Raw genomic sequence first — 25,334 nt, 5'->3', positions numbered from 1 at the left:
TTCTCTTTATCTTGGATTTTGTACCAGGTTGGTATTAAAACTAAAGTAGTAATCTGCTATAGGAAACACATAGCGGTTGCTACCCGGAGCCAATGTATATGTAACCCCATTAAAATTGCGGGTAATGGTTTTGGCAAAACGCGCCTCTTTGTTCAAACGTTTCAGATCATTCCATCTGAAACCACGGCAAAACAGTTCCCTTCTACGCTCATCCAGCACCTTACGCAAAGCCTCATCGGCATTGGCAGCCGTTTCAGCCACATAATCCGCGGCAGCAAAACGTTTTACACGCAGCGCATTCACCAGGTCCATCGCAGGTGAAGCCTGCCCTTTTCTCGCTACACATTCCGCTTTTATCAGCATCACCTCCGGCACCGTAACGCCACAGTTACGCGCCTGTGGATAGCTGCTGAAATAATCTACCAGGTACATCCTGCCTGTATAAGAAGGATCTGCGTAAGCATTGGCATCACCTGTATATACCTGGTAGCGCAAATCGGCAGTACCCAAAAGGTTGGCCATTTCATCACTTAACCGTAAAATAGCCGGAGCATATGCCATGCTTGCGTTCGCAAACTTGGTTAATATAACTTCCGGATTATCTGTAGCCCTCGGTATGTTTCCGTTGAGCGTATTCATATCCAGCACCGCGTTTTTAATGGCCAGCGTGCTATCTGCATAAGTAATGGCATCGGTATAGTTGCCCATATCCAGGCTAACGCGGGCCAGCAAAGCAAAAGCCGCGGCACGGGTAGGAAAGGTATTGAGCTGTGTGGTTCTGCTCAGCAAGGGCGCCGCCTGTTTTAAATCTTCCACAATGCGACTGTACACCGCCTGAACAGAAGCGCGCGGTTCGCCCGATTCGGTAGCTGCCTTCAATAGCAAAGGCACTCCTAAATCAGTAGCAGCAGTAGCGGAATCATAAGCCTTACCGTATGCTTTTACCAGCGTCAGATAGGCGTCAGCCCTGTGAACCAGGGCCTCGCCGTAAATCTGATTTTTCTCTGTACTCGTTCCGTTATTACTACCCATCACCCCTTCCAGCACTGTATTGCAGTTATACACAATAGTATACATGCCATTCCAGTTATAATCCTGCGAGCTGGCGTCATACATTTTTTCTGCCCAGGTATAGTAATTATTATAAGGCGTATAATTAGCAAGGCTTTGCTGTTGCGCAAGGTCCACAAAATCTACATCATCTGATGCCAGATCATTGTAACCATCTCCAAAATTCAGCGTAGAAGCCTGGTTCATGATATACCGGTAATTCTCCGTTTCACTGGGAATCAGCTGCCCTTTCGTGCGAATGTCTACATACTTCTGACAACCGGCAGCCAGTAAAGCCGTGATGATATATATGGAAAGAGATACTTTTTTCATACGTACTGTTTAAAAGTTTGCATTAATAGAAAAAGAATACAATGGTGTAGGCGCCAGGCGTAAACCAGTACCTGTTGAACCAACCTGGAAGTCAGGATCTATACCTTCCTTGTTCTTACGCCATATAAGGCCCAGGTTGCGCACCACACCTTGTACATTCACGTTTTTCATACCCAGTTTTTTAAACAGGTTATCAGGCAGGTTATACCCCAGCGACACCTGTTGCAGGCGTATATAACCGCCGGGAAGCACGTTCAGATCAGAATAAGTATAACGCAGATAGCTGGTATAAGTGATGCCACCTAAGCCCGGTACATTGGTAAAAGCTTCATCTCCCGCCTGTTTCCATCTTTTGGCAATATCGCCATTCAGGCTATACGCCACCGTAGAGCGGCTTACATATAATGGAACCGAGTTTTTCAAAAACACATATCCCAGGCGGTAAGTTAACTGCGCCCCCAGCGTAAAATTGCCTACACGTAAGTTTTGATTAATACTACCAAAATACTTAGGTGTAGTAGTTCCTGCATATTTGAGATCGTTGATATCGGTAAGACTTTGTGCAGAAGTTACTTTATTGTTCTTTTGATCATATACCACGCTCTGCCCTTTATTATCCAACCCTGCAAAACGATACACAAACAGGTAAGTGGTAGGATATCCTTTAATATAACCCGCCCCGATAGGACTATTGGCAATACCCACCGGAATTCCATAACGGTTATCAGTGATAGTATTTTTGTTATAGGCATAGGTTACAGTAACACTCCACGACAGGTTTTTCTTACTGATAATATTACCGGTTAAAGAGCCTTCAAAACCTTTGGCATCCAGCGTGGCAGTGTTCCTGTTCAGCTGACTGAAACCCAGCGTAGGATCGGTATTAAAATTGGCAAACAGGTCTTTACCATGTTTAGCATAATATTCAAACGACCCCGTGATGCGTTGATTTAAAAAGGCGAAATCAGTTCCAATATTGAATGTGCTGGTTGTTTCCCATCTCAACTCCGGGTTAGCGGGCGAAACAATAAAAGCAGTGGGGTAATTCGTTACATAATCATTACTTCCAAAAGCTATAGTAGCTTCGGGATGCGCTGTACGATCTATATTACCGCTAATGCCATAGGTAGCCCTCAATGTTAATCCGGATACCCACTTCGCCTGCTGCATAAAGCTTTCACGCAGCACGTTCCAGCTGGCGCCAGAACTCCAGAAAGGCTTTGAGCGGTATTTTACATCTAAACCAAAGTTGTTGTAATCATCAAACCGCACGCTACCAGATACCGTATACTTCCCTTTGAAGGTATAAGCTGCATTGGAAAAATATGACAGGAACCTTCTTTGCTGATCGGAATAACCGCTTGCCAACGGCGCATTAAGATCATAGCCGTACATAGAAGCGTAGGTGGTAGGCACCGCCACCCTCCTTTGCGCATAATCATTCCAGCCATAAGCCAGGTCGGGGGAAATAACATCATACGTTTGTCTTATCTCCGAACCGGCAATCATGTTCAGTTCATGATCATAGCCCAGCTTTCCCGAATAGGTAAGCTGCCCTCTTAAACTATAGTTATTACGTGTGTTTTGCTGCAGACTTAAAATACCACCCTTGGGCACATTCATGGTAGCCACATCCGTGCCGGCATCATAAGAAGTACCCTGGTTCATAAAATCACGGGCAGCAAACGTGTACTCGTTTTGAAAATTGCGCGAATTACTAAACGATTTTTCTATAGAATACAACACATTAGCCGTTAACCCCTTTACCAAAGGCACCGGAGCCGTTACACTAAAATTACCTGTCAGGTTGGTTTCCTTGATCGTGTTGTCCATATTCTGTTGCTCCTGCAGGTAGTTGTACCGGTAATCCAGATACCCCCTGCTTATAAGCTTATCACTAAACGCCTGGTTAAACTTCTGGTAATAACCTATACCATTACCATCCGCATCTACCACATGATCGTAAGGCATAAAAGGTAACGAACGGTTTACCAGCGCACTCAATCCAATGCTGTTATAAGCGGCGTTCACGAACGACAAACGAACATTAGAGCTAAAGTCAATGACCTTCGCTATTTTAAAGGTTTGATTAGACGTAAGTGTGATACGGCTGGTAGCAGAACCTTTTAAATTTGTTTGCTCCCTGGCATAAGAAGCGGAGGTAAAGAACGAATAAGCATTACCGCCACCGTTTACCGACAAATTATAGCTTTGCGTATTAGGCGCACTCATAAAATACTTCCCGAATTCATTATAATTAGTAGAAGCACCTAAAGCAGCCAGTTGCTGGTTTAATTGATCCTGCGTTATTTCTCCACGCTTTGCCCGCTGCAACAAACTCATTCCCTGGCTAATACCCGGCGCAAAATCGTTGGCAGAATAGTCTATCACCAGGTTCTTATCTACCAGTTCCTTTTCAAAATCCAGCATTTGCGCCGAAGTAAGCAGGTGCTGATTATTCAATACTGATTTGGGCGCCCATCCTACGTTAGAGTTAAAACTGATGCCTGTTTTCTGGTTCAGCCGGCCCTTCTTCGTCTGTATCACAATCACGCCATTGGTAGCCCTGATGCCCCATATAGAAGCTGCAGCCGCATCTTTCAACACAGTTACCTGCTCCACATCATTGGGGTTTAAAGTACGCAAATCCACCTCGGCCGGAAACCCGTCAATCACCACCAACGGGTATTGATCTGCATTCAGCGTGCTGGTACCTCTCACCTTCATGGTATAAATGCCTGCTTTAGCCGCAGGATCAGGACTGATCAGATTACCACCATAAGCCATAGTATTATCCCCGTTCAGCATAGTGAGCATCAGCCCCGGCACCTGCGTTTCTAAACGCTGTAATATGTTTGGCGTAGGCGTTTGCTCCAGCTGCTTGCTGCTTACCACACTAAACGAACCTGTAGCCCGTTCTTTGGGTAATTGCTGCAACCCCGTAGACACCACCACCACTTCACTTAAAGAAGCAGATTCAGAAAATAAAATCACATTCGCTTCACCCGAAGCGCCCACCGGCACATGCTGTGTAAGCTTGCCTATATAAGAAATGCCCAGTGTGTTAATACCCTCCGGAATATACATACGGTAAGCGCCATCACCCGCACTCACGGTAGCTACGCGTGCGCCATCGGCCACTACAGTAGCGCCCTCTACAGGCTTACCGCTTTCGTCTGTTATCTTGCCATACACCAACCTGGTTTGCGGGGTGGCACCGGCAGGCGCTTCCAGCTTTTCGGTAGTGCTTTTCTTGCTTTTTATAATGGTGTAATGTGTTTTATCCACAAACAAAAACAGGTAGTTGCGTGGATACAATAGTTCTTTCAACACTTCGCCTATCTCACGTTGTGTGTTGGCAGGCACTTCAAAGCGCACCGCAGGCTCTTTGTCAAACAGGTTATCTTCGTAAATAAAACTGGTGCCATATAACGCCCCTATTTTATCCAGGGCCATCTTAAACGGCATCTCCTTATTCTGGCCATACGCCTGTAAAAACAGGCTATTGCCCAACAGCAGTAGTGCGGGTATTAATATACCCTGTAACATTCTCTTCATAAGCGTGTAAATAAAAAATTCTAACAATGATTATTTATCGGTAATAAGCAGCGTATTCCCCTGCTGTTCTATGTTCACATCCAGTATGTTTTGTAATACGAAAAAGAGATTGCTGATATCTTTAACGGGCACACTGCCACGTATTTTACGCGTAAGTATAGCGGGGTTCTTCACCACTACTTTATAACCATATTCATCTTCCAGCATTTCCACAATGTCTTTTACACCGGTACCTTCCAGTATTAAAGTCTGTTGCTTCCAGGCGCTGGCCTTGTTTACACTGGCAGCCTGTTTAACGGCCTGTGCAGGTGCTGCTTCGTTATAGACATATTGCTCGCCCGGCAACAGGTACACAGGTGCTTGCGTGGCATTGGCAAAATCAATACGCAGCCGGCCCTGGCGCAGTGTTACCGCTGTTTGTCCCCTGCGGCTGCGTACATTGAATTCAGTACCCAGCACAGTAATAGTAAGCTTGTTCACATGCACCCGGAACGAGTCGGCCATGGTAGTTTTACCCGGCACCGCCACATGCTTCACTTTAAAATCGGCTTCCCCGGTAAGCTCCACTTCGCGGGAGCGGGCAGCATTCCACAGCCGGGAGTAAGCAATGCTGGAATGGCGGTTTAACATAATCTCCGATTCGTCGGGCATATTCACCATGGCCTGGCTGCCAAAACCGGTTTTTACTTCACGCGTAGTATGTAAAAACGCTTCATACCCTGCATAGCACAATACCAGTAAAACAGCGGCGGCGGCCAGCAGCGGTTTCCACCTGCGTAATAACAACACAGGTACGCGATGCTTTTTATCAATGCTATTGGCGGTAATCTGCTGCCACAACCATTCCTTTCTATCTGCCAGGGCAGGTGCAGTTTCCTGTGCACCCAGTGCTATGGCCAATTCCCGGGCGCGCTGTATATCGGCTTGTTTTTCAGGAAAAGCAGCTAGTACAGCAGCCCACTCCTGCCCATTCCACTCGTTCGGATATTGCGCCCAACGGATAAAAGCGTCGTCGCCTAAAAAGTCGGCAACCCGGTACTGGCTGTATTTTTGAAGATTTTCGTCCATGCTACTAATAACAAGGACACAGGGTAGAAAATGTTTACCCCACGAAATGAATTATTTTTTGAAAAAATTTTATCCCCTGTAACGTAACGGTTGGGAAACCAGCAGATACAATACCAGCAACATAAAATTGCCCATCTGCTCTTTCAGGGTATCAATAGCGCGGTACATGAGCTTGTAGGTGCCTTTTACGGTGATGCCCATAATATCGGCGATCTCGTCATAACTTAAATTCTCATAATATTTAAGATAGATGACCTCCCGTTGCCTGGCATTCATATTTTGCAGGGCCTTGTGTAGTTGCTGCTGTAGTTGCAGCATTCTTTCTTTACTGATAAGGTCCGATTCCGGACTTAAAGTAAAAGAGAAATGATAGTCGTCTTCCCCATCCTTTAAGGGCACAAATACTTTGGCGCTTTGCAGCTGCCGCAGCAATACCCGGCGAAAACTTACATACAGATAGTTTTTAACGGAAATTGCCGCATCTATACGATCCCTGTTTTGCCATAGTTTTACAAACAAATCCTGCACGGCATGCTCCACATATTGGGCATCTCCCGTAAACCGGTGTCCATAATTGATCAAACCAGGATAATAAATATCATATAGTTGCCGGAACGCGTCCGCATCACCTTCCCTGTAAGCATTCCACAGTAAAATTTCCTCTGTATCAGATTTCATTGCAGAAAGGGGTTACAACAAGAATGTTACCCCAATATTAATACAATAATCACATCCCCCGGGTAAAAAAATGGCTGCACCTCAGCAGATGCAGCCCTGTAATTAATAAGGATAATGGACAAAAAAACGGGGACTCAATATCTATGCTGCCACGACTGGCATATTATAAAGACGTACGAAACAGAAAAAAGGACCCGTCAATTGCCAAATATTTTTATAATTTTTTTCAGCGCTCCCTCCGCATGCATCCAGCGGGTATTTTCCAACGATTCCCGCGCCTTTTCACCCGCCCTTGCACGCATGGCTTTTTCATACGCCCCAATAGCTGTTACTACATCCCCATACACATTACTGGTTAAACATTCACTTAATTCTAATGCGTCCTGCATAGCCATATTCACCCCTTCACCGGCAAAGGGCGGCATCAGGTGCGCCGCATCGCCTAACAAAGTAATATCGGGTTGAGCTTCCCAATATTGATCTACCGGCATGCAGTTGATAGGCCGGGGTACAAAAGGCACGGCAGCATTTTCAAACAACTCCTGCCATACTCCTTCCCACCCGGTAAAGTTTTTCGTAAACCAGGCATGTACCGATGCTTTATTAGAAAAATCAATCCCACTGTTTCCTATCTCCCCTTCTTCCATAGGCAGGCTCACATAAAACGTAACGCTACCATCGCCTTTGGAGCTTAGTATAATACACTTATCACCCTCAAAAGCAAACACCTTTCCGCCTTGTAATAAAGTACTTGCCTGTGGTGCTGCTGTTGCGGCATCATATACACTGCCTTCTACTGCTGTAACGCCGGAGTAAAATGGTGGTATAGGCGTAACCAGTGCACGCAGTTTAGAATTTGCGCCATCGGCTGCTATAATAATATCTGCGGTTGCCGTAGTGCCATTTTCAAATTGCAGCAACCAGCCTTGTGGTGTTCTTTGCTGCGATAACAAACGGCTATCCCACACAATGGTGCCCGGTGTTAAAGATTGAATCAGCAAATCCCGCAAAGGGCCACGATCTATTTCCGGCCTGAAATATTCACTACCAAAATTTTCCTCTGGCTTATGCGCATGATCCTCCCAGGCAATGTTTCCTTTTGCATCTGTAACCCTTGTTTTATCTGCTCCCGGCCTGAAGTACTGTTTAAACGCATCCATTAAACCCGCCTGTTCCAATGCTTTCAGGCCCGATTCTTCGTGCAGGTCTAACGTAGCACCTTGCTGCCTTACCCCGGCGTTCACATCCCTTTCATACACCTGCACGTTAGCACCCTTTAACTGTAAAAGCCTGGCCAGTGTTAAGCCACCTGGTCCACCACCTATAATGGCTATTTTTTTGTTTTCTATTATCATGATTGCCGTTTATATATATGCCTGTGCAGATGACCCACACAAAACATATTTGGTTTGATAACACAAAACTACTGGCGGGTAAGAGGGGAAAATTGTATAAATCGGTCGTTTGGGTTCTTGTATAACTCACCGGGAGTAACACCTGATAAACGTTTAATTTCTTTGATGAAGTGGGCCTGGTCGGTAAAGTTTTGTTCCGGGTACAGTCTGCCCTCGGCTATCTGTTGAAAGGAAGCCCGGAAGCGAAGGATATTGCAATAGGTTTTTAACGATATGCCAAACCTGTCAGTAAAATAACGGTTAATCTGCCGGCTGCTCCAGAATACCTGGTCGGCCAGCTCCTGCACGCCTATATCTCCTTTTGAAGCATATAATAATTGAAACAGTTGGTCTTTCCGGCTATCCGTTTGCAGTGTTACCTGCTTTCGTATCTGCTGTGTGGCTTTGCGGCAAAAAGCATCAAAATTTCCCAGGTCGGCTTCTGTAAAATCCCAGAAACCCGCCGGCAGTTCACGGGCAGCATCTACAATATCTGCAATGCTGGTATGCAATACATATTCAATAGCAGGCAGGTTAAAGCTGATGGCAAACATAAGCCTGCCCGGCATAATAGCCGTAATATCCGGCTGGCTACCCAGGCCCATCAGCATGATATCAAAAGGCTCATTAGTGCCACGGGAAAGAAACAGATCTACCCGCCCATCGGGTAACACCACAATTTCTTTAGACTCAGCGGTGGTGTTGTACAGCATCCAGAAGCTATCCACCCAAGGCAACAGGCCTGCCTCCGGATAAACCACACTATAGTTAATATCGTGTAACACCTGCACCATTTACCCGTTCAAGATAAAACAATTTCCACTATCCATCCGGCAAAGGCACCGGGCAGTATTGTTAACGCTACCGCCCCGGCAAAACAGCTGTAAAAAAATAGCTGCACCTGATACAGATGCAGCTACCTGACAATAATACCGTTTGCATTCTTTTACAATAAAGGACCACGTTACAGCATTATCTATTACTGTAACAGATGCTTTGCAAAAAACGATCTCAATCTCTTTTCATAATAGGTTTTATATACCCCTTCGTACGTATGCGACTGGCCGGGTAACAACAGCAGGTCAAAATCTTTCCCGGCATGTATTAAAGCATCAGCCATACGCATAGTATGGGCAGGGTTTACATTGGCATCCGATTCACCCGCTACCAGCATCAGGCTGCCTTTAATATTCGCAGCCAGGCTTTGATTGTTGGTATAAGGCTTATCAAAGCCCTGGTAAACCTCACCCCAGGTGCGGTTATAAATTTTATTATCGTGGTTACCGGAAGAAGCTACGCCGGCTTTGTAAAAATCAGGATACGTTCCCATAGCCGCCACTGTCATCATACCACCACCGGAGTGGCCGAAAATCCCTACCCGGTTCAGGTCTATATAAGCAAACCGGCTGCCCAGTTGCTCCAGGCCATACTTATCGTCTTCCAGTGCATAGTCACGCAAATTACCATGTCCATATTTATAATAAGCTGCATTGCGTATAGGTGAGTTACCTCTGTGCCCCATACATACTACAATAAAGCCCATTTGCGCCAGCGCCGTGTTGTTATAACGGTCTGTTACCGTAAATTCGCTCCATACCGTTTCTATCTGCGGACCAGGATACACCTGCGATATCACGGGATACTTTTTGGTAGAATCAAAATTAAAAGGCTTCCACATCAGGCCATATAAATCTGTAACACCATCTTTTGCTTTCACTATAAAAGGCTCCGGCGCTTTCCAGCCATAGGCATACAGTTTAGAAACGTCTGCTTTAAAAAATTCCATCATCAGCTCGCCCTTCATATTTCTTACCACGCTGCCTGGGGGCATATCTATGCGGGAATAGTTATCTATGAGGTAATCCAGCTTAGGAGATAAAAACACGTGGTGCGTAGCGTTTTCAGGCGTTAACAACGTAAAACCGGTGCCATCAAAATTCACTTTGTATAAGAAGGAATAATAAGGGTTCCTTTCTTTTTCCCTGCCATAACCATACAAATACACACAACGCTTTACCGTATCGGTAGCACAAAGCTTACCTGCCGTCCAGTTACCCTGCGTCAATGCATTCAACAAACGGCCTTCGCGGTTGTAATGATAATATTGTCCCCAGCCTGTTCTGTCGCTCCACCAGAAAATATCACGGCCTTCATTTACAATCACTACCTGGAACATATCTTCATTAATCACCGGTTTGCTTTCTTCATGAATCACTACACGTAGTACTCCCGTTGTCATATTCACGGCACACAGCTCCATTTCGTCGCGCGTTCTTTTCCGGCGTATCAGAAACATTTCTTCCCCCGGCTGTTTAGTAGTAATCAATTGCACTTCCTGATCGGGCCAGCGGGTAAGGTTCACTTTATACAATGAATCGGCTGTGGTACTGCCTATATACATTTCGTATTGTGTAACAGCGGTATCCATAGGCCATTCATACTTGTAAGTATTGATGTATGGCCTGCCATAGAACAGCGAGTTTAACACCGTCATAGTACCCACCTTCCTGGAATCTTTTCGTAGCATGCAAAAGTGCCGGGAATCTCTCGACCATACTGCATCTGTGATCATATGCCCCTTCATATCATCCCGGTCGGCCACAGAAGCAAAAGAATGATACACTTCCCCGGTATGCGTAAGCTGGCGAAAGGAAGAATCATTTCTTTTCATCAGGTAAAGATTGTGTTGTTCGGCATACAACTCCCACAAGGTATCGGGCGACACATCCGAATGGAATACCTTTTTAAAAGGTCCACCTTCCGGAACTTTACTCAGCAACGTCTTCGTTTTAGCCCGTGGGTCTACCATGTAATACACATCCTTCTTCTCACCTGGCAATGCTTGCCGGTACCAGAAGCTACTATCACCTTTCACAAAAAAAGGAACCTGTTGCAGGCTACCCGCCAGCTCCTGCAAATGCGATGCTTCGTATTTTTCTGCCGCAGCGTAATCAGGCTGTTGGGCTACTGCCCTGCCCGCTGTCAGTAACAACAACAGGCATACAGCTTTACTTTGCACGTGCTTCCAGCTCTTTTTGCTTATACTGTTCACAACTATGAATTAAATAAGGATTAGTAGATGTTTTCTCAATCTTATCTGCAATAACACCGAAGCCCTCATATTTATACCCCTTCACAGATAAAAGACCAAAAATAAAGTCGAACACGACATGCTGATTTGCCTCAGAGAACTTGTCTACATGATCGGCCAGCAATTGAGTGGCCTGGTTGTATTGCTTGTTCACCACCGCTTCTGAAATATCCATCCACGTAAGCAACTGGTCTTTATCAGGCATTTGTGTAGCGGCTATCTGCTTCCGGTATTTTGCCATATCAGCCACTTTATAATTATCGTTTAAATGGCTTTTATAGGCACCGCTCAAATACACACCCATCGTTTTACGATACACTGCTCCCAGCTTTTTATCGATCGTATCCTTGCTGATATGGACAGTAAATTCTTTCCAGTGGTTAGCCAGATAATCAAAATTACCACTACCTGCTTCGCTCAGGTACAACGCATACCTGTTCTCGCCAAACAGGAACCAGTTTTCGGGCAGGGTTTTATCGGCAGCGCTCAGTTGCTTCATATAATCTGCATTCAGCGCTTTAGCAGGTGCTATTTCCATCAGCCGTATCTTCTGCTGAATGTACCGGCGCATCAATGCAGGGGAACGATCTCCCTCATCATACAATCCGTTCAATATCGCCACTTCATTAAAAGGGTTTTGCCCCCCTTTAACTTTAGCCATAAATTCCCCGGCCAGCATACCACCTACAAACTTATATACCAGGTTGCCATCCTTATCAATCAGCAAATAAGAAGGATAAGCGCCTATTCTATATTTCTTACCCAGCGCCACCGCTTCGCCCTTTTCCATATCCATTTTCAGATTGATAAAGGTTTTGTTGAAATAGTCTGCTACGCTATCCACTGTAAACACATTTGCCTCCATATGCTTACAGGGAATACACCAGGTAGTGTAGCAGTCTACAAACACCAGCTGGTTGGTTAAAGCGGCTTTTTTACAAGCCGCTTCCAGGGTGAGGGTATCAAAAACAATTTTCCGGTTCTGCGCTTTCAGCTGACTGGCTGCCAGCAGCAGTACCAGTGTGGCTTTTAGTATTTTTTTCATAAACGTTGCTGTTTAAATAGGCTTTTTCAGGTAATCTTTTTCAATGCTATTCATCATCAGCTGATAACGCATTCTCACCTGGGCGTTCTGATGCGTTTTAGCAAGTCTTTGGATATTTTTAATGGTACGACTGGTATAAAAATGCAATACATCCGTTACATCATTCAAACCCGTGGTAATAGAAGCCTTACCTGCAATCTGCACCAGGTTAGACACAAATGTGCGTTGCATTTCCAGGTTATAATCATCAGGTGTAAAAGCCGCATTAAAATCTTTAAATACCACATGATCCAGCTGTGCAAACAAATCCGAAGCTGTATAAGCAGCGCTGCCCATCGCGTTTTCAGCTGCCACCAGCCTGTCCAGCACTTCCGGGCTGATCAGTTTGTTCAGCACACTGCCCGCCATACGCAAAAAGGTATCGCGGATGGCCTCTTTACCCAGACTTTGCAGCCGTTTGCTGCTCATCCATTCAGGCACCCCATTCAACGCATAGTTACTTATAAACGCAAATGCCTGCTGCTGTTGTTGCTTACTAACATAAAGCACAGGCACTTCATTATATCCCTTTAACACCGGCATATCAGAAATGCCGCCGATATAAGCCGCTGCATTTTTCACATACGTATCATACGTATTGAACATAGCATAACTTAATTTCTTAAACACCATCCAATCTTCATCAGGCACCTGCATCTTACCTGTAATGCTCTCCAGCTGCGGATATAAAACAGACAGATTCTTCATCCCCAGTTCGCCTGCTGCCACCTGGTCGTTGCTCAAATCATCAGACAATGTCAACGGATCGTTCTTAGAAGCAGGTACATAACGTAAAGCCTTATTGGCAAAAGCAACCTGCTGCAAAGCCTGGCGCGCCTGCGCATCATTGGCAAACACATGGTAAGCCCAACCTATGGCCAGCGAATCGTAAGAAGAGATACCGGCTATTAAAGAGGATACCGGCAACTGATCGCCTGGCTGTGCTACATAGTTAAAAGCAATATCATCCGAAACAGAAGCGGTGATACCAAATCGCTTCACAAAGTCAGCATTCCTCAGCTCACTTACACTGTACGCTGTACTTCCCGCCAGGTTATTTTCCATACCCAGCACTTTAGCAAACTGATGCAACACTACCCACTGCATCAGCTCTCCTTTCAGCGATACATCATCCAGGTTGCTTACCACCCGTTTATCCAATAAACCACAGGCTGTAAAATACCGCTGCATTAATGTTTCTATTGCCCCCTCATTGATATTGATCCTGCCAGTTAATATCTCTCCATTACGCGGATCATTGATCACCTCCGCATCCACCTTTGAAGAAGTGTTCACCCATTTAATCAAAATATTGCCATACAATAAACGATTATCTGACTCATCTGCACTGATGGTTAACACATTTTTGAAACCTGCTGCTGCAAACGCCTGGTTCCACTGCTCTACTGCCTTGCGTATATAAGGCATAAACAACACGGGCGTTTGTGGATCTATATACACCTTCACAGGCACAGCCGCATCTACCGGTTTCCCTTGTGCATAAGCGGCGCTATCTTCCGGCTTCACAGCTATGTTCCATTTCTTAATCAGCTTTACATTCCTTACATTATAGGGCGTTTTACCAAAATCCTTATAAGCTACTGTGGCAAATCCAATACGCGGATCGGCCATACGCGTTTTCATAGAACGGTGTAAACGCTGAAACGTAAGGTTTACCAGGAAAGCGCTTGCCACCTCCTGCTTTCCACCCGTCTGGTTCAGCTCATCTGTTTGTGTTCTCAGCACCGTAAAAGTTACCGCATCTTTAGAAGCCCTTACCGCCTGTATACCCGAACGCATAGGGTCCGGATGACTTAAAGGACTAAAATCACGGAACGAAAAAAAACTTCCCCCTTGCTGCAGGTTTTGGGTAAGCTCAATAATATAACTGGCCGAATCTTTACCCATGGCCTCAATCTTCACCACAAAGCTCACCGGCACCAGGTTACTCAATTGTAGCAGTGGCTCCAGATCCTGGTTATATTCCGGCGACACCGCATCGTTATACTCCTGGCGTGTTACATTCAAATGCCCGCCATCTCCCGTGCTAAAACGTACTACACCCGATGAAGGTGCAATCATTTCTGATTGTCCACGGGCTATATCACCCAGCACCAGGATATCCTTCTCCAATGCATCGGCCTTAATTTCCATGAAGTAGCGGTTGCTGTCCTGGTAAACAGTAAACACACCTGGTGTCACCTTCATACTGGCTTTATAAAACTTACTGAAAGGCATTGGCCCATCAAAAGCATACAGCTTGCCGCCGGACAGCAACAGGCCCATAAACGCACCCATAACAAATCTCTTCTTATTCACGGTATATAATAATTTCGGTTATTTCAACATTCCTTCCCTGGAACCTTGCTTAAATATGGTTATCAAATCAGCTATAGCCCGGTAGTGTGCGGCAGTAAGCATGTGTTTATTGGTGGCAGCGGCAGCCCTGGTAGTAGCTGCAATAGCATCCAGCAACTGGTTTATCTGCACACTTACATCAAAAGGCACCGCTATATTATTCGCATGGCGTAATACGCTGTTCACAAAAGCTCCCTGTACAAAACGGTCAAATTCTGATACCGGTTTACCATCCTTTACTTTACCATAAATGGCAGCATACAACTCGTTAAAAAACTCATGAGTGGTATAAGAAGAATCGCCTGTCTCCTTCTTATTAAAGTCGATAAAATAATAGCGGGAAAACAACCTGCCTATCAAATCTTCATAAGGACCAGCTATATCTGTATAAAAATCAAATCCTGTTTTGGCTTTCAATCCCACAGGATATAACCACGGCTGCTCTTTCAGCAAAAACTCTTTCAAATAAGCCACCGCCTCTTTTTGCTGCGCCCTGCCTACCGCCACAAAGTTCAGGCGGTTTTCACTGCGCAAAGCCTGGTCATTAAAAGCACCACCAATATTGCGCATCACATGCTGCATATAGTTGTAATACCGTCCTTCCACTGCACGGTGCATAGAACGTAACTGTGTATAATCCTGCTCTTTATCATTCACCCAGCTTTCCAGGTTTGCCATGGTGCGCTTCAGGTTCTGTATGCCCAGCCGGCTGGCCTTCATGCTGTTATCACCCACATCTTCCGATTGCACACGCGGGTCGTACAAATTCCCCTCATCCATATAAAACATCCGCGGATCTTTACGTTTTCCCGAAACCCATTGCTTCAGATAAGCAGCTTCTGCATTTGTGCTGGCATATTCCGGCAGATAACGGTATCCCCATTCAATAGCAAAATCGTCATACACACCCACACCCGGAAACAGATCATCCTGCTGCATGCCATCTTCAGGTTGTGCCACATAATTAAAACGCATATAGTCCATTACCGAAGGCCCAAAGCCATGCGCACGCACATACTCCGGCTTACGGATACTGTCAATACTATAGGTAGAACTACCTGCAAAATCGTGACGTAAACCAATGGTGTGTCCTACCTCATGCGTAATTACGTTTTTCATCATCTTCCCTATCACATCCTGTTGCATCGGCACATTGTGCGCACCAGTATCCACAGCCGCACACATACTGAAATACCAGCGTTGCAGCAAATTGAGTACGTTATGAAACACCGCAATATGCGAACTCAGTATCTCTCCCGAACGCGGATCTACCACCTCAGGGCCATAAGCATTGGCCATTTCAGAAGGCTTATAAGAAATGAAGGAATATCGCGCATCTTCCATACTAAACAGTGAATCCTCTGCCCGCGTAGGTGCCAGCTTACCTATAATAGCATTCTTAAAACCTACCTTCTCAAAGCTGCGCTGCCAGGCATTTACCCCGCTGATCACATAAGGAATGAGGTAAGCAGGCATATTCCTGTCTACATAAAACACAATAGGTTTCACCGGCTCTACAAGCTCACCACGCAAATACTTCTGCACATCCTCCGGCTTAGGCTCCAGCCTCCACCGGTTAGCAATAGCTGCCAGCTCTACCTGTTGCGGGTTCTTATCATAGTTATACAGAACAGTGGCAAAATAGCCCACACGTGCATCGGACAACCGGGCCCTCATAGGCTTTTCCGGAAGCAAAAACCACGAAGCGCCCACCTCCCACATAGTAGGATTATTCACGGGCTTCTCTGCCGGCGGTTGTCCCGGAGGTGCATCACCACTGGTAGCAGGCGCTTCCGCATAGCTTTTCAGAGTACGGAATACAATGTTGCCCTCAAAACAACTTACTCCCAACACCTTCGATTTCTCTGGCTCATAAGAACCCAGCTTCAGCTCGTCCTTTGCTCCCTTTAAAGAAAGCAAATCACTGTCTGCCTCCAATAATTCTGTCAGATCAATCAGCGAACTGGTATCCGTAGCTGCTTTTACCGGGAAAGATAAGTAGGCCGGCAACAGTCCTGCCTTCAATATCTTGTAATAAATATTGCTGGAATCCGTTGCCTGTGTAAATACAGGTGTGGTAATCTCCAGCCGGTGGCCCGCTGCTTTTCTAAACCGGATCACCCGATCGTTCACCGCATCACCTGCAAAGCCAAAACGCATATTGGGGTTACGCTTACGCTGGGCCGATCCGCGGATAATGGTAATACTGGTTAAAATATCCCTTTCCATTAACCGGTCAGGTACCTCCACAAAATATTTTCCGTCCTGCACATACACGTTAAACATGCCCTTATAAGCTTTGCTGCCGGCTTTCACAAAATCCTTCACGGCAGGCATCGCTTTTTCCCCCTGTGCCTGCACAAATACAGGCACACTGAGGAGGGCCGTTATCAACAGCCATTTTTTTCTTATCATAAATCTTTTTCTTAATTAAAATCTCTTATTGCCCCTTAGCCGCATTCCCTATCTTCTGAAGGTCTACTCCATATTCGTTGATGAAATAATTACGCACCAGGTTATACCGCAGCTTTATTTTACCATTGGAATCCTTTGTTGTGTTTAACATCCCCTTAGGGGTCATATCCGTATTAGCGGTAGAAGTTTTTAGTTCAGTTTCCGAATACGTAACCATTGCCAGCATATACGCATTCCAATCAGCCTGCACCGACAGGGTATTGTAATAGGTAAGAATAATCCCTCTGCTATAAGCCAACGCCTGCGAATTAATTGTTCCGGTGTAAGAAGCCGATCCGGTAAAGGCAGCAATAGGCGCAGAAGCAGAACGTCCGGCAATGCTTTTAATAAACTCACTGTTCACACGTGCCAGAAAATTCCTTTTATCCGTAGCAGTAAACGTGCTGATAGTATCCCTGCCATACCCTATGGCAATGTTATCGTAGCTGTAATAAGCACCGATAGGCTTCACTCCTTTTGCATACGCAAAAGTGGGCGTAAACACATAAGTAGCATAGATAGAATCCAGCTTACCACATAGGAAAATTTTCGACGGCAAAAACTTGTGTAGGAAAGTATCGGTATAATAATTAAACCACTGTTGCTGAACCAGGTCCAGTTGTGCATTAATATAATCAGTATTAGCCAGCGTATACTCAGCACCGGTGCTCCAAAAACCTGCGCTACTGGCTACCGGTTTGGTATTAGCCGTGGGGGTCCAGTACATATCCCTGTCAATAAACTGGTACAGGAAGTAACTGCCATACTTTTGAAAATAATTTACAATACGGGTATCAAAATCATGATTTCCCTGTGGTAAAGTAAAGGCGTTGGAAATACCGGAAGGAGTTGTGTCAGCCGTTTCTTTACTACAGCCTGGCAGCAAGCCGCCAAGCAACAGCATTCCGGCAATAGCTATATATAATTTCATTTTTTTCGTTTTAAAGTAAAAAACTAATCTTAACGTGGGTTTTGTACCAGCTGGTCGTTATTATTCATAGCGGTGTAAGGAATAGGTAACGCATACAGGTTACTGTTAGCCGCCAGTGTAGAAGTAACAGCCAGTCCATCCGTACCCGTAAAAACATGGGTCACAGACAGTCCCCAGCGCTTAATATCTACCCAGCGAAATCCTTCTTCCAGGCACAATTCTCTCCTGCGCTCGTTCTGGCAAAAACTAAACAGGGCGTTACCATCGCTGATATCCACATTCGCATAAGCCGTATTTCTGTTATCATAACGACTGGCACGTAGAGTGTTTAAATCAGCCAAAGCCTGTGTACGGTCTGCCGCATCTCCTTTACTCAGGAAACGCTTACTCAAAGCTTCGGCACGGTTCAGATACAGTTCTGCCACACGCAAGCCCGAGGCACCATACACAGCATTCGCTGTATATTTAGCCGCATAATAAGGGCCGCCATTGCTCAGGGAAAAAAAGATCTTATAACGCAGATCTCCAAAATTGGCAGTGCTGGTTTGCTGATCATATAACTGCGCCAATGAAGAAGAAACGGAATAAGGAGGAGTTTGGGAATACAGACTCGGGAAATAAGTAGTGGCAACGGTAGAGTTACCAAAAGCCCAGATAATTTCTGCGTTAACAATATTATACAAACCCGTATTCGCCACCACACCGCTGGTATTAATAAAACTGGTAAATGGAGTGAGATTGGGGTTTTGTTCCAGCGCCTTTGAGCTGTATTCTACCACTTTATCCCAATTTCCTTTATACAGGTATAAACGTGATAATAAAGTCCATGCAGCCACATTCCCTACCCGGAATATAGTAGCAGGTGTATAATTATCGTTCAGCAAAGTGGCCGCCGTTAACAGGTCACTCTCAATTTGCCCGTACACTTCCTCCAGCGTATTACGCCCCACGCCACCATCTTTTACTTTAGAAGTCAACACCAATGGCACACCTAACGCCTTTGCAGGGTCAATATCCGTGCGTGTATAAGGCTGTGCGTAAGCCGTTACCAGCCGCAGATAATAGTATGCTCTTAAAAACAGGCACTGTCCTTTAATGGCATTTCTTTCTTTATCAGTTCCTTTCACGCCATCCAGGTAATCCATTACTACATTACAGCCTTTTATCTTGCCATAACAAATACTATACACATCTGTACCCGAGGCTATACTACTGGTAGCATCAAACATAGTAACATCGTATTTAAACATAGGCCTGCCGGCTTCCAATGCAGTTAAATATCCCGACACGAAATTACCGGTGCCGTCTTTTGCAGGACCGTTACACATCACATCATCTGTCAAAAGATCAAAGTTATCCATAACGGTCTGCCGGGGATAAGCATCTGAGTACATCAGTGAAGACAGTTCATCCGTAGTGCCGGGCCTGATTTCATCCTGACTGTATTCCTCCAGGAATTTCTTACAAGACCCTAAAGCCAGGCTAAAAAAAAGGATACTATATAAAGTGATTTTTCTCATACTTTTTGTCTTTAGAAGCTAACATTAATATTGCAGCTATAGGTTCTGGTACGCGGTTGACCACCGGTAGCCACTTCGGGATCAATACCCCTGAATCCTTTGCTGTTAATAGAAAACACATTGGAAACACCCGCACCTATATTCACCGTTTTACAAAAAATCTTACGGGCTACTTTACTATTCAGCATATAAGTAAGGTTAATGTTATTACAACGCAGGTTGGATGCATTCACCACTCTATCAGTGCTGTTATTATACATTTCATAGGGGTTCACATAGGTTTTGCCATTGGGCAGCAGTACGTTGGCCACCGATTTATCAGGCAAGCCCGGCACTGTAGCGTTTGAACTTCCAGGCACCCATCTATCCAATATGTTGCGTGACAAATTCTGATATTCAGAAGGCAGATCGTTAACAGTCGTATACAGAGGAGCCAGAAACTTCTTCCCACCTAACTGCAGGTAAAAGCTGGTACCTAATGTAAACATTTTATAACGGAAGTTCATCCCTATACCGGATGTAAAATCAGGATCGGCTTTACCCATATACTGCATGTAAGTGGTAGGATCATTCACCACATCTGCCCCCTGTTTATAACTCAGGTCAATCATGGGCTGTCCGTTTGTCTGGTCTATCCCTTTATAACGGAAAGCATAAAAACCGGTTACTGCCGCCCCGTCTTTCAATAAATTACCTGAAACAGCCGTTTGATAAGTATTCAGTTGGCTCACTCCCACCTTTGTTACCTTGTTGGTGTTTTTAGAAGTATTCACACTCATGGACCAGGTAAAGTTTTTGGTACGTACCGGCACAAAAGCAGCGGTTAACTCATACCCGGTGTTATTCATAGAACCACCATTCACCAGCATAGAGGCCACACCATATTCCACAGGCACATTCAGCGAAGTAATCATATCCTTACCACGCTTGGTATAATACTCTGCACTCACCTGCACCTTGTTATTAAACAGGCTCAGATCCAATCCCAGGTTCACACTCAGGTTCTGCTCCCAACGAAGATCGCCATAAGGTAATTTCGAAATGGTTAACAGGTAATCACCTGTGTAAGGATCTACAGCCGGTGTATTATCTGCATTAGAAGACAATTTCACGATCAGATCGGGGCTTGCACCTGCAGCAATGTTACGCTGGTAACCCACCGAAGCCCTGGCACTTAAAGTAGTAAGCCAGTAGCTGGATTGAAACCATTTTTCGTTGGCAATGTTCCAGCGCACACCACCTGCATATACCGGGTTAAACTTTTCATTGGTAAACTGACCAAAACGGTTGCTACGATCTGTTCTTACACTAAAGTTTGCTACATAACGGTTATCATAACTATAACTACCCGTAAGGTACATACCCATATTATTAGAAAGATTGTCGGTAACCTTAGGATTGATATTTGCAGGTGTAAGCAGGCTGTTGGCAGAAGAAATACCGGAATTGGTAACCGTTACCGGAACATATGCAAAGCTTTTACCCCTGTCAGGCAAATAGCCATATTGAGTAACCTGGAAACCATTATAGCGTGAGCTCTGCAGTTCGTGTCCAAACATAAAGCCTATCACATGCTTCTGACGAAACACTTTACTATAAGAAATACTGTTACGCCAGTTCCAGGCGTTGCTGGTAGAGGTCATTTCATTTAACTCACCACCGCTTGGCAACCTGCTGCCGGCATAGGCGGCATCCGTTGCTTTTACAGTTCCGTAGTCAGAGTAACGTAAAGTAGATGCTACATAGTTAGAACGCTCTGTAGCATACGTTTCCCCATTGGTAGAAATAGAGTTATAACTGAACAACGTTTGAAACTTAAGCCCTGGAATAATTTCATAATTGGCTTCCAGCACCGCGTTAGCCGAAAGTACTTTATTGGTATTGCCTGTATTGTCACGCTCATTCACTGCATTATACAAATACCCCTTTGTGCTTTTATAGTAAGCCAGGCTACCATCTGCATTATAAGCAGGAAGAATACGGTTAATAGTAGAAGCATAACCATAAGCATCAAACTGGTAAAACCCGTTCGTTCTTTTAGAAGAAGCCGACAAACGCGACGAAATAGTTAGTTTATTCGATATACGGCTCATCACAGATACGTTGGCGCTATACCCCTTTGTATCGTTGCCAATAGCCGTACCCGCCGAAGTATTGTAGCCTAAGGAAGTATAATAGGAAGTATTATTGCTACCGCCCGAAATACTGATAGTATGGTTAGTACTGAAAGGCTTTCTGAACAGGATATCAAACCAATCTGTATTCTGCGCCTCCATTGCAGCCACCTTTGCATCAAACTCTTCTGCGCTAATTGTTTTCTTATACAAATAATCATTCAATGCGCCTGCATAACCAATATCATTACCAGCCGAAGAAGCGATCAGCCCGCGGCTGTATATTTCACGCGAAACTGCCACACGCTCTTTCGAGCTCATCATGTTCAGCTTATTGTAGTTCACCTTATCCGTTACACTGAAAGATGTGCTGTAATTAATATTTGCCGGGCCGCTGCGTCCACGTTTGGTGGTAATAACAATAACACCATTCGCAGCTTTCACACCGTAAATAGCGGTAGCTGCTGCATCCTTCAACACGGTAATATCTTCAATATCATTAGGATTCAACCAGTTGATAGAGTTACCTACGAAATTGCGGATATAATCAAAATTATCTTTAGTAATGCCTCCTGAAGTATTCAGCTCCTGTGCCTTAAACGGTAAAGGGTCTTGCTGAATAATTCCATCTACCACCCACACCGGGTCCTGCGAGCCACTCAGTGTACTTACACCACGCACCACCGTACGCTGGCGAACACCTGTTAAACCGGAAGTGTTTTGAATAACCACACCAGCCAGCTTGCCCTGCAATGCCTGCTCCAGTGTGTTCACTCCATTCAGGTATAAACTCTTTCCACTCACCGTGGCAGCAGAACCAATAAAACTGCTTTTGGACAAAATCTGATAACCTGTATTCACTTCCAGCACTACATCTGACAAATTATCTACTTTAGGTACCAGTTTCAGCGTTACTGAATGCACACCGTTCACCACCTGGTAATTGACGGTTTCATGGCCTATTAACGTAATCACCAGCACATCGCCTGGCAACGCTTCTATTACAAACCTGCCCTTTACATCTGTAGAAGTGATTTTATTTTTGCCGCGTACACTTACCGAAACACCGGACAGGGCATAGCCTGCCGTATCGGTGATATACCCCTTTATTTCATGATCTTCGGGGGCAGCAGCCAATGGCAGCTCTTCCAGCACACCTGCATAGTTGTTGGTATGCTGCTCCTGCTTGCGCACCAGCAATATGGTTTTGTCTTCAATACGAAAGGTAAAAGACTGCCCTTTCAGTGCCACACCCAAAAACTGCTCCAGCGGCATGTTGGTGGCTGAAACTGAAACAGGTTTGCCTTCGGCCAGCAGATTTTTGTTATAAAAAACCACATAACCCGTTTGCTGTTTTATTTCCGCAAACAATTCCTTCAGCGATACCTCTTTCTTCGAAAGGGTTACTGTCTGGGCCAGGCCCGCAGCCTGTACCTGGATAAATGCTACTGTAAGTAATAGTACAGTTAGTTTCATGACTAACAGAGTTTTGGCAGGAAGTGATAGCCAGGTTGGCAGCGGCATAAGCACACGCCTTCCCCTACTGCTTCCAATTGCAGTTTTTTGCATAATTTGCATTCTGTTTTGGTTGTTTAGAAATGGTTCACAACACCTCTTTTATCATCCTTAACTATTCGCCGGAAGCGGGCCTAATCGCTTCCGGTTTTTTATTAAGGTGATGTTGCTGTATAGCTAGTTTTAGTTTTTCTACTTGATAATTACAAGTTTCCTTCCCTGTTCCACCCTGAATTTCAAATCAGCCTCGGTCAACATTTTCAATAATCCGTCAAAGCTCACATTCCTGCTGATTTCGCCGCCAAAAGGTATTTCAGGTATACCATTCTCATATACCACTTCTATATCATACCAGCGTTCCAGCTGCTGCATCGCTTCCTGCAGGCTTAACCCGTCAAAATTGAACAGGCCGTTTTTCCACGCCAGTATCTTATCTGTATTTACGTTAGAATATACCGTTATAGACTTATTCAGGTTGGCCGGCATGTACTCCGCAGTAACTACTGCCTGTTGCATAGGCTTCAATACTACACTGTTTTGCACTGTTGCGGTTTGTGCATGATAGTTGTCCAGCACCCGCACGCTGCCCTGCAACAAGGTAGTACGCCACAGCTCGTTGGCATAAGCACTGACATTAAACGCAGTACCCAGCACTTCCACCGCAGCCTTACCGGCAATACTTACCTTAAAAGGTATATGTGCATCCTGGGCTACTTCAAAATACGCTTCGCCCGTTAACTCCACCAGCCTTTCCCTTCCCGCAAAAGCCGTAGGATAGCGCAACTGGCTGCCAGAGTTCATCCAAACCCTTGTACCGTCCGGCAAGGTTAATTGAAACTGGCGCCCCCGGGGCGTTTGCATGGTATTAAACAACATAGCACCGGTAGTGGTATTTGCGCCATTATAAGATAACTTACCGTTCTCCAACAGCACTTTTGTTCCATTTTCCGTGGCTATCACACCCGCATTACCCAGGCTGTCCAGCACTACTTTACGGCCATCAGCCAGTATAAGAATAGCGCCCTGTTGCCCTGGCTGTATATTTTCTTTAACTGCCGCTGTTACCACCTGTTGCGACCCCGCGTGCTGCCGTTTCATCCATAAGTAAGCACCCGAAGCCATTACCAGCAAGGCCGCCGCAGCTGCCCATTTTCTCCAGCCGGCAAAATTCCCCTGGCGCACCACAGCCGGCTGCTGCATACGCATAGCCTGCCATTGCTGCACCAGCTCTGCCTTCTGCGTGGCATCCATCCCTACAAAGCCTTTGCTTGCCGGGGTTTCACCTGCCAGTCCTTCCGCCACAAAATCCAGCTGCTCACCCTCTGCGGCATCTATATATGCCAGTAAAGTGCTTACTTCCGCAGGAGTTGCCTCGTTGTGCAGGTATTTATGCCAAAGCTGTTCTATTTGTTCTTTTGGTATTTGCATGATCCTATATCTATATAAAACGACAAAAAAAGAAGCCAGGACTATCAGGTTATAAAAAAAAGTAGAAAAAAATCAGCAGCACGTCGCCATGCTCCTGTAAAAAGGTGCGTAAGGTGTGCAGGGCGCTCACCATCTGGTTACGTACGGTATTTTTGGAGATGTGTAAAGCAGCAGCAATTTCGTCGTAACTCAGCCCCTCCTGCTTCATTTCAAAAATGCGCCGGCGTTGGGCAGGCAGGCTTTCAATAGCCTGTTGTAATAATTTACGGGTAGTTTCCAGATCAACGTTTTCCGCTGCGGTATTCAATACAGGCGATTGTTGTTGCTGCTGTATAATATATTGTGCTTTTAGCTCCCGCTTATTGCGGCGTATCCAGTCAATGGATCTGTTTTGCGCCATCCGGTTGAGGTAAGCTACCGGGTTGTCCAGTTGCGCAAATACTGCGCGGGCCAGCCAAACCTGCAGCCATACATCCTGCACCAGTTCCTGCGCCCAGTGGTCATTTTTGGTAATGCGTAATATATAAGAGTACAGCCTGTCACTATGGGCCAGCATGAAATCAGCAAAAGCGCGCTCGTTCCCTGCCGCTACCTGTAACAGCTGCTCTTTTTGTTCGTATGTGATATTATTGGTAGACACCATCAACGCTTCTCCAACCTGCAAACTAGCCGAAAAAGTTGATTTGCGTATGAAAACACAGATAGCCGGAAAGAAAAAACGCCCTTTTACAGGCATTTTAACGTTCCACCATTTTTCT

Annotated in this window: 15 protein-coding genes; all 15 read right to left on the bottom strand. The window is 45.3% G+C overall.

Annotated elements, in window-relative coordinates:
• Positions 1–6 precede the first annotated feature (6 nt).
• Positions 7–1,383 carry a RagB/SusD family nutrient uptake outer membrane protein gene (locus FLA_RS06835; protein WP_076380000.1) on the bottom strand — a complete coding sequence of 459 codons (1,377 nt, stop codon included), beginning with the start codon at positions 1,381–1,383 and terminating at the stop codon, positions 7–9.
• Positions 1,384–1,392: 9 nt separating this feature from the next.
• Positions 1,393–4,941 (bottom strand): SusC/RagA family TonB-linked outer membrane protein, encoded by a 3,549-nt coding sequence (locus FLA_RS06830; protein WP_084206305.1) that lies wholly within the window; start codon positions 4,939–4,941, stop codon positions 1,393–1,395.
• Positions 4,942–4,971: 30 nt separating this feature from the next.
• Positions 4,972–6,009 (bottom strand): FecR family protein, encoded by a 1,038-nt coding sequence (locus FLA_RS06825; RefSeq protein WP_076380002.1) that lies wholly within the window; start codon positions 6,007–6,009, stop codon positions 4,972–4,974.
• A 69-nt stretch (positions 6,010–6,078) separates the two neighbouring features.
• The gene (locus tag FLA_RS06820; protein WP_076380003.1) at positions 6,079–6,687 is read right to left on the bottom strand and encodes an RNA polymerase sigma factor; all 609 of its coding nucleotides are present in this window, start codon (positions 6,685–6,687) and stop codon (positions 6,079–6,081) included.
• A 197-nt stretch (positions 6,688–6,884) separates the two neighbouring features.
• Positions 6,885–8,042 (bottom strand): FAD-dependent oxidoreductase, encoded by a 1,158-nt coding sequence (locus FLA_RS06815; protein ID WP_076380004.1) that lies wholly within the window; start codon positions 8,040–8,042, stop codon positions 6,885–6,887.
• Between the two features lie 68 nt (positions 8,043–8,110).
• Complete coding sequence (locus FLA_RS06810; protein ID WP_076380005.1) at positions 8,111–8,875, bottom strand: helix-turn-helix domain-containing protein; 765 nt, start codon at positions 8,873–8,875, stop codon at positions 8,111–8,113.
• Between the two features lie 185 nt (positions 8,876–9,060).
• Complete coding sequence (locus FLA_RS06805) at positions 9,061–11,133, bottom strand: S9 family peptidase (RefSeq protein WP_197705867.1); 2,073 nt, start codon at positions 11,131–11,133, stop codon at positions 9,061–9,063.
• Positions 11,090–12,217, bottom strand: coding sequence for a thioredoxin family protein (locus FLA_RS06800; protein WP_076380007.1), 1,128 nt, complete (start codon positions 12,215–12,217; stop codon positions 11,090–11,092). Before FLA_RS06800 ends, FLA_RS06805 begins: the two co-directional genes overlap by 44 nt.
• Before the next feature lie 12 nt (positions 12,218–12,229).
• Positions 12,230–14,575 (bottom strand): zinc-dependent metalloprotease, encoded by a 2,346-nt coding sequence (locus tag FLA_RS06795; RefSeq protein WP_144264065.1) that lies wholly within the window; start codon positions 14,573–14,575, stop codon positions 12,230–12,232.
• 18 nt (positions 14,576–14,593) lie between these two features.
• Positions 14,594–17,029: a zinc-dependent metalloprotease gene (locus FLA_RS06790; RefSeq protein WP_076380009.1), complete on the bottom strand. Its 2,436-nt coding sequence runs from the start codon at positions 17,027–17,029 to the stop codon at positions 14,594–14,596.
• 25 nt (positions 17,030–17,054) lie between these two features.
• A complete protein-coding gene (locus FLA_RS06785) occupies positions 17,055–17,999 on the bottom strand; it encodes a hypothetical protein (protein ID WP_076380010.1) in 945 nt (314 codons plus the stop codon).
• 29 nt (positions 18,000–18,028) lie between these two features.
• A complete protein-coding gene (locus tag FLA_RS06780; RefSeq protein WP_076380011.1) occupies positions 18,029–19,519 on the bottom strand; it encodes a RagB/SusD family nutrient uptake outer membrane protein in 1,491 nt (496 codons plus the stop codon).
• An 11-nt stretch (positions 19,520–19,530) separates the two neighbouring features.
• Complete coding sequence (locus tag FLA_RS06775; RefSeq protein WP_197705866.1) at positions 19,531–23,109, bottom strand: SusC/RagA family TonB-linked outer membrane protein; 3,579 nt, start codon at positions 23,107–23,109, stop codon at positions 19,531–19,533.
• Between the two features lie 231 nt (positions 23,110–23,340).
• Entirely contained in the window at positions 23,341–24,576 is a 1,236-nt protein-coding gene (locus FLA_RS06770; protein WP_076380012.1) for a FecR family protein, read from the bottom strand.
• Between the two features lie 49 nt (positions 24,577–24,625).
• Positions 24,626–25,312 carry an RNA polymerase sigma factor gene (locus tag FLA_RS06765; RefSeq protein ID WP_076380013.1) on the bottom strand — a complete coding sequence of 229 codons (687 nt, stop codon included), beginning with the start codon at positions 25,310–25,312 and terminating at the stop codon, positions 24,626–24,628.
• Positions 25,313–25,334: the final 22 nt, after the last annotated feature.

The organism is Filimonas lacunae, assembly GCF_002355595.1.
Taxonomy (GTDB): domain Bacteria; phylum Bacteroidota; class Bacteroidia; order Chitinophagales; family Chitinophagaceae; genus Filimonas; species Filimonas lacunae.
The sequence above is the reverse complement of the archived record's forward strand: the minus strand, read 5'-3'. Positions and strand labels throughout refer to the sequence as shown.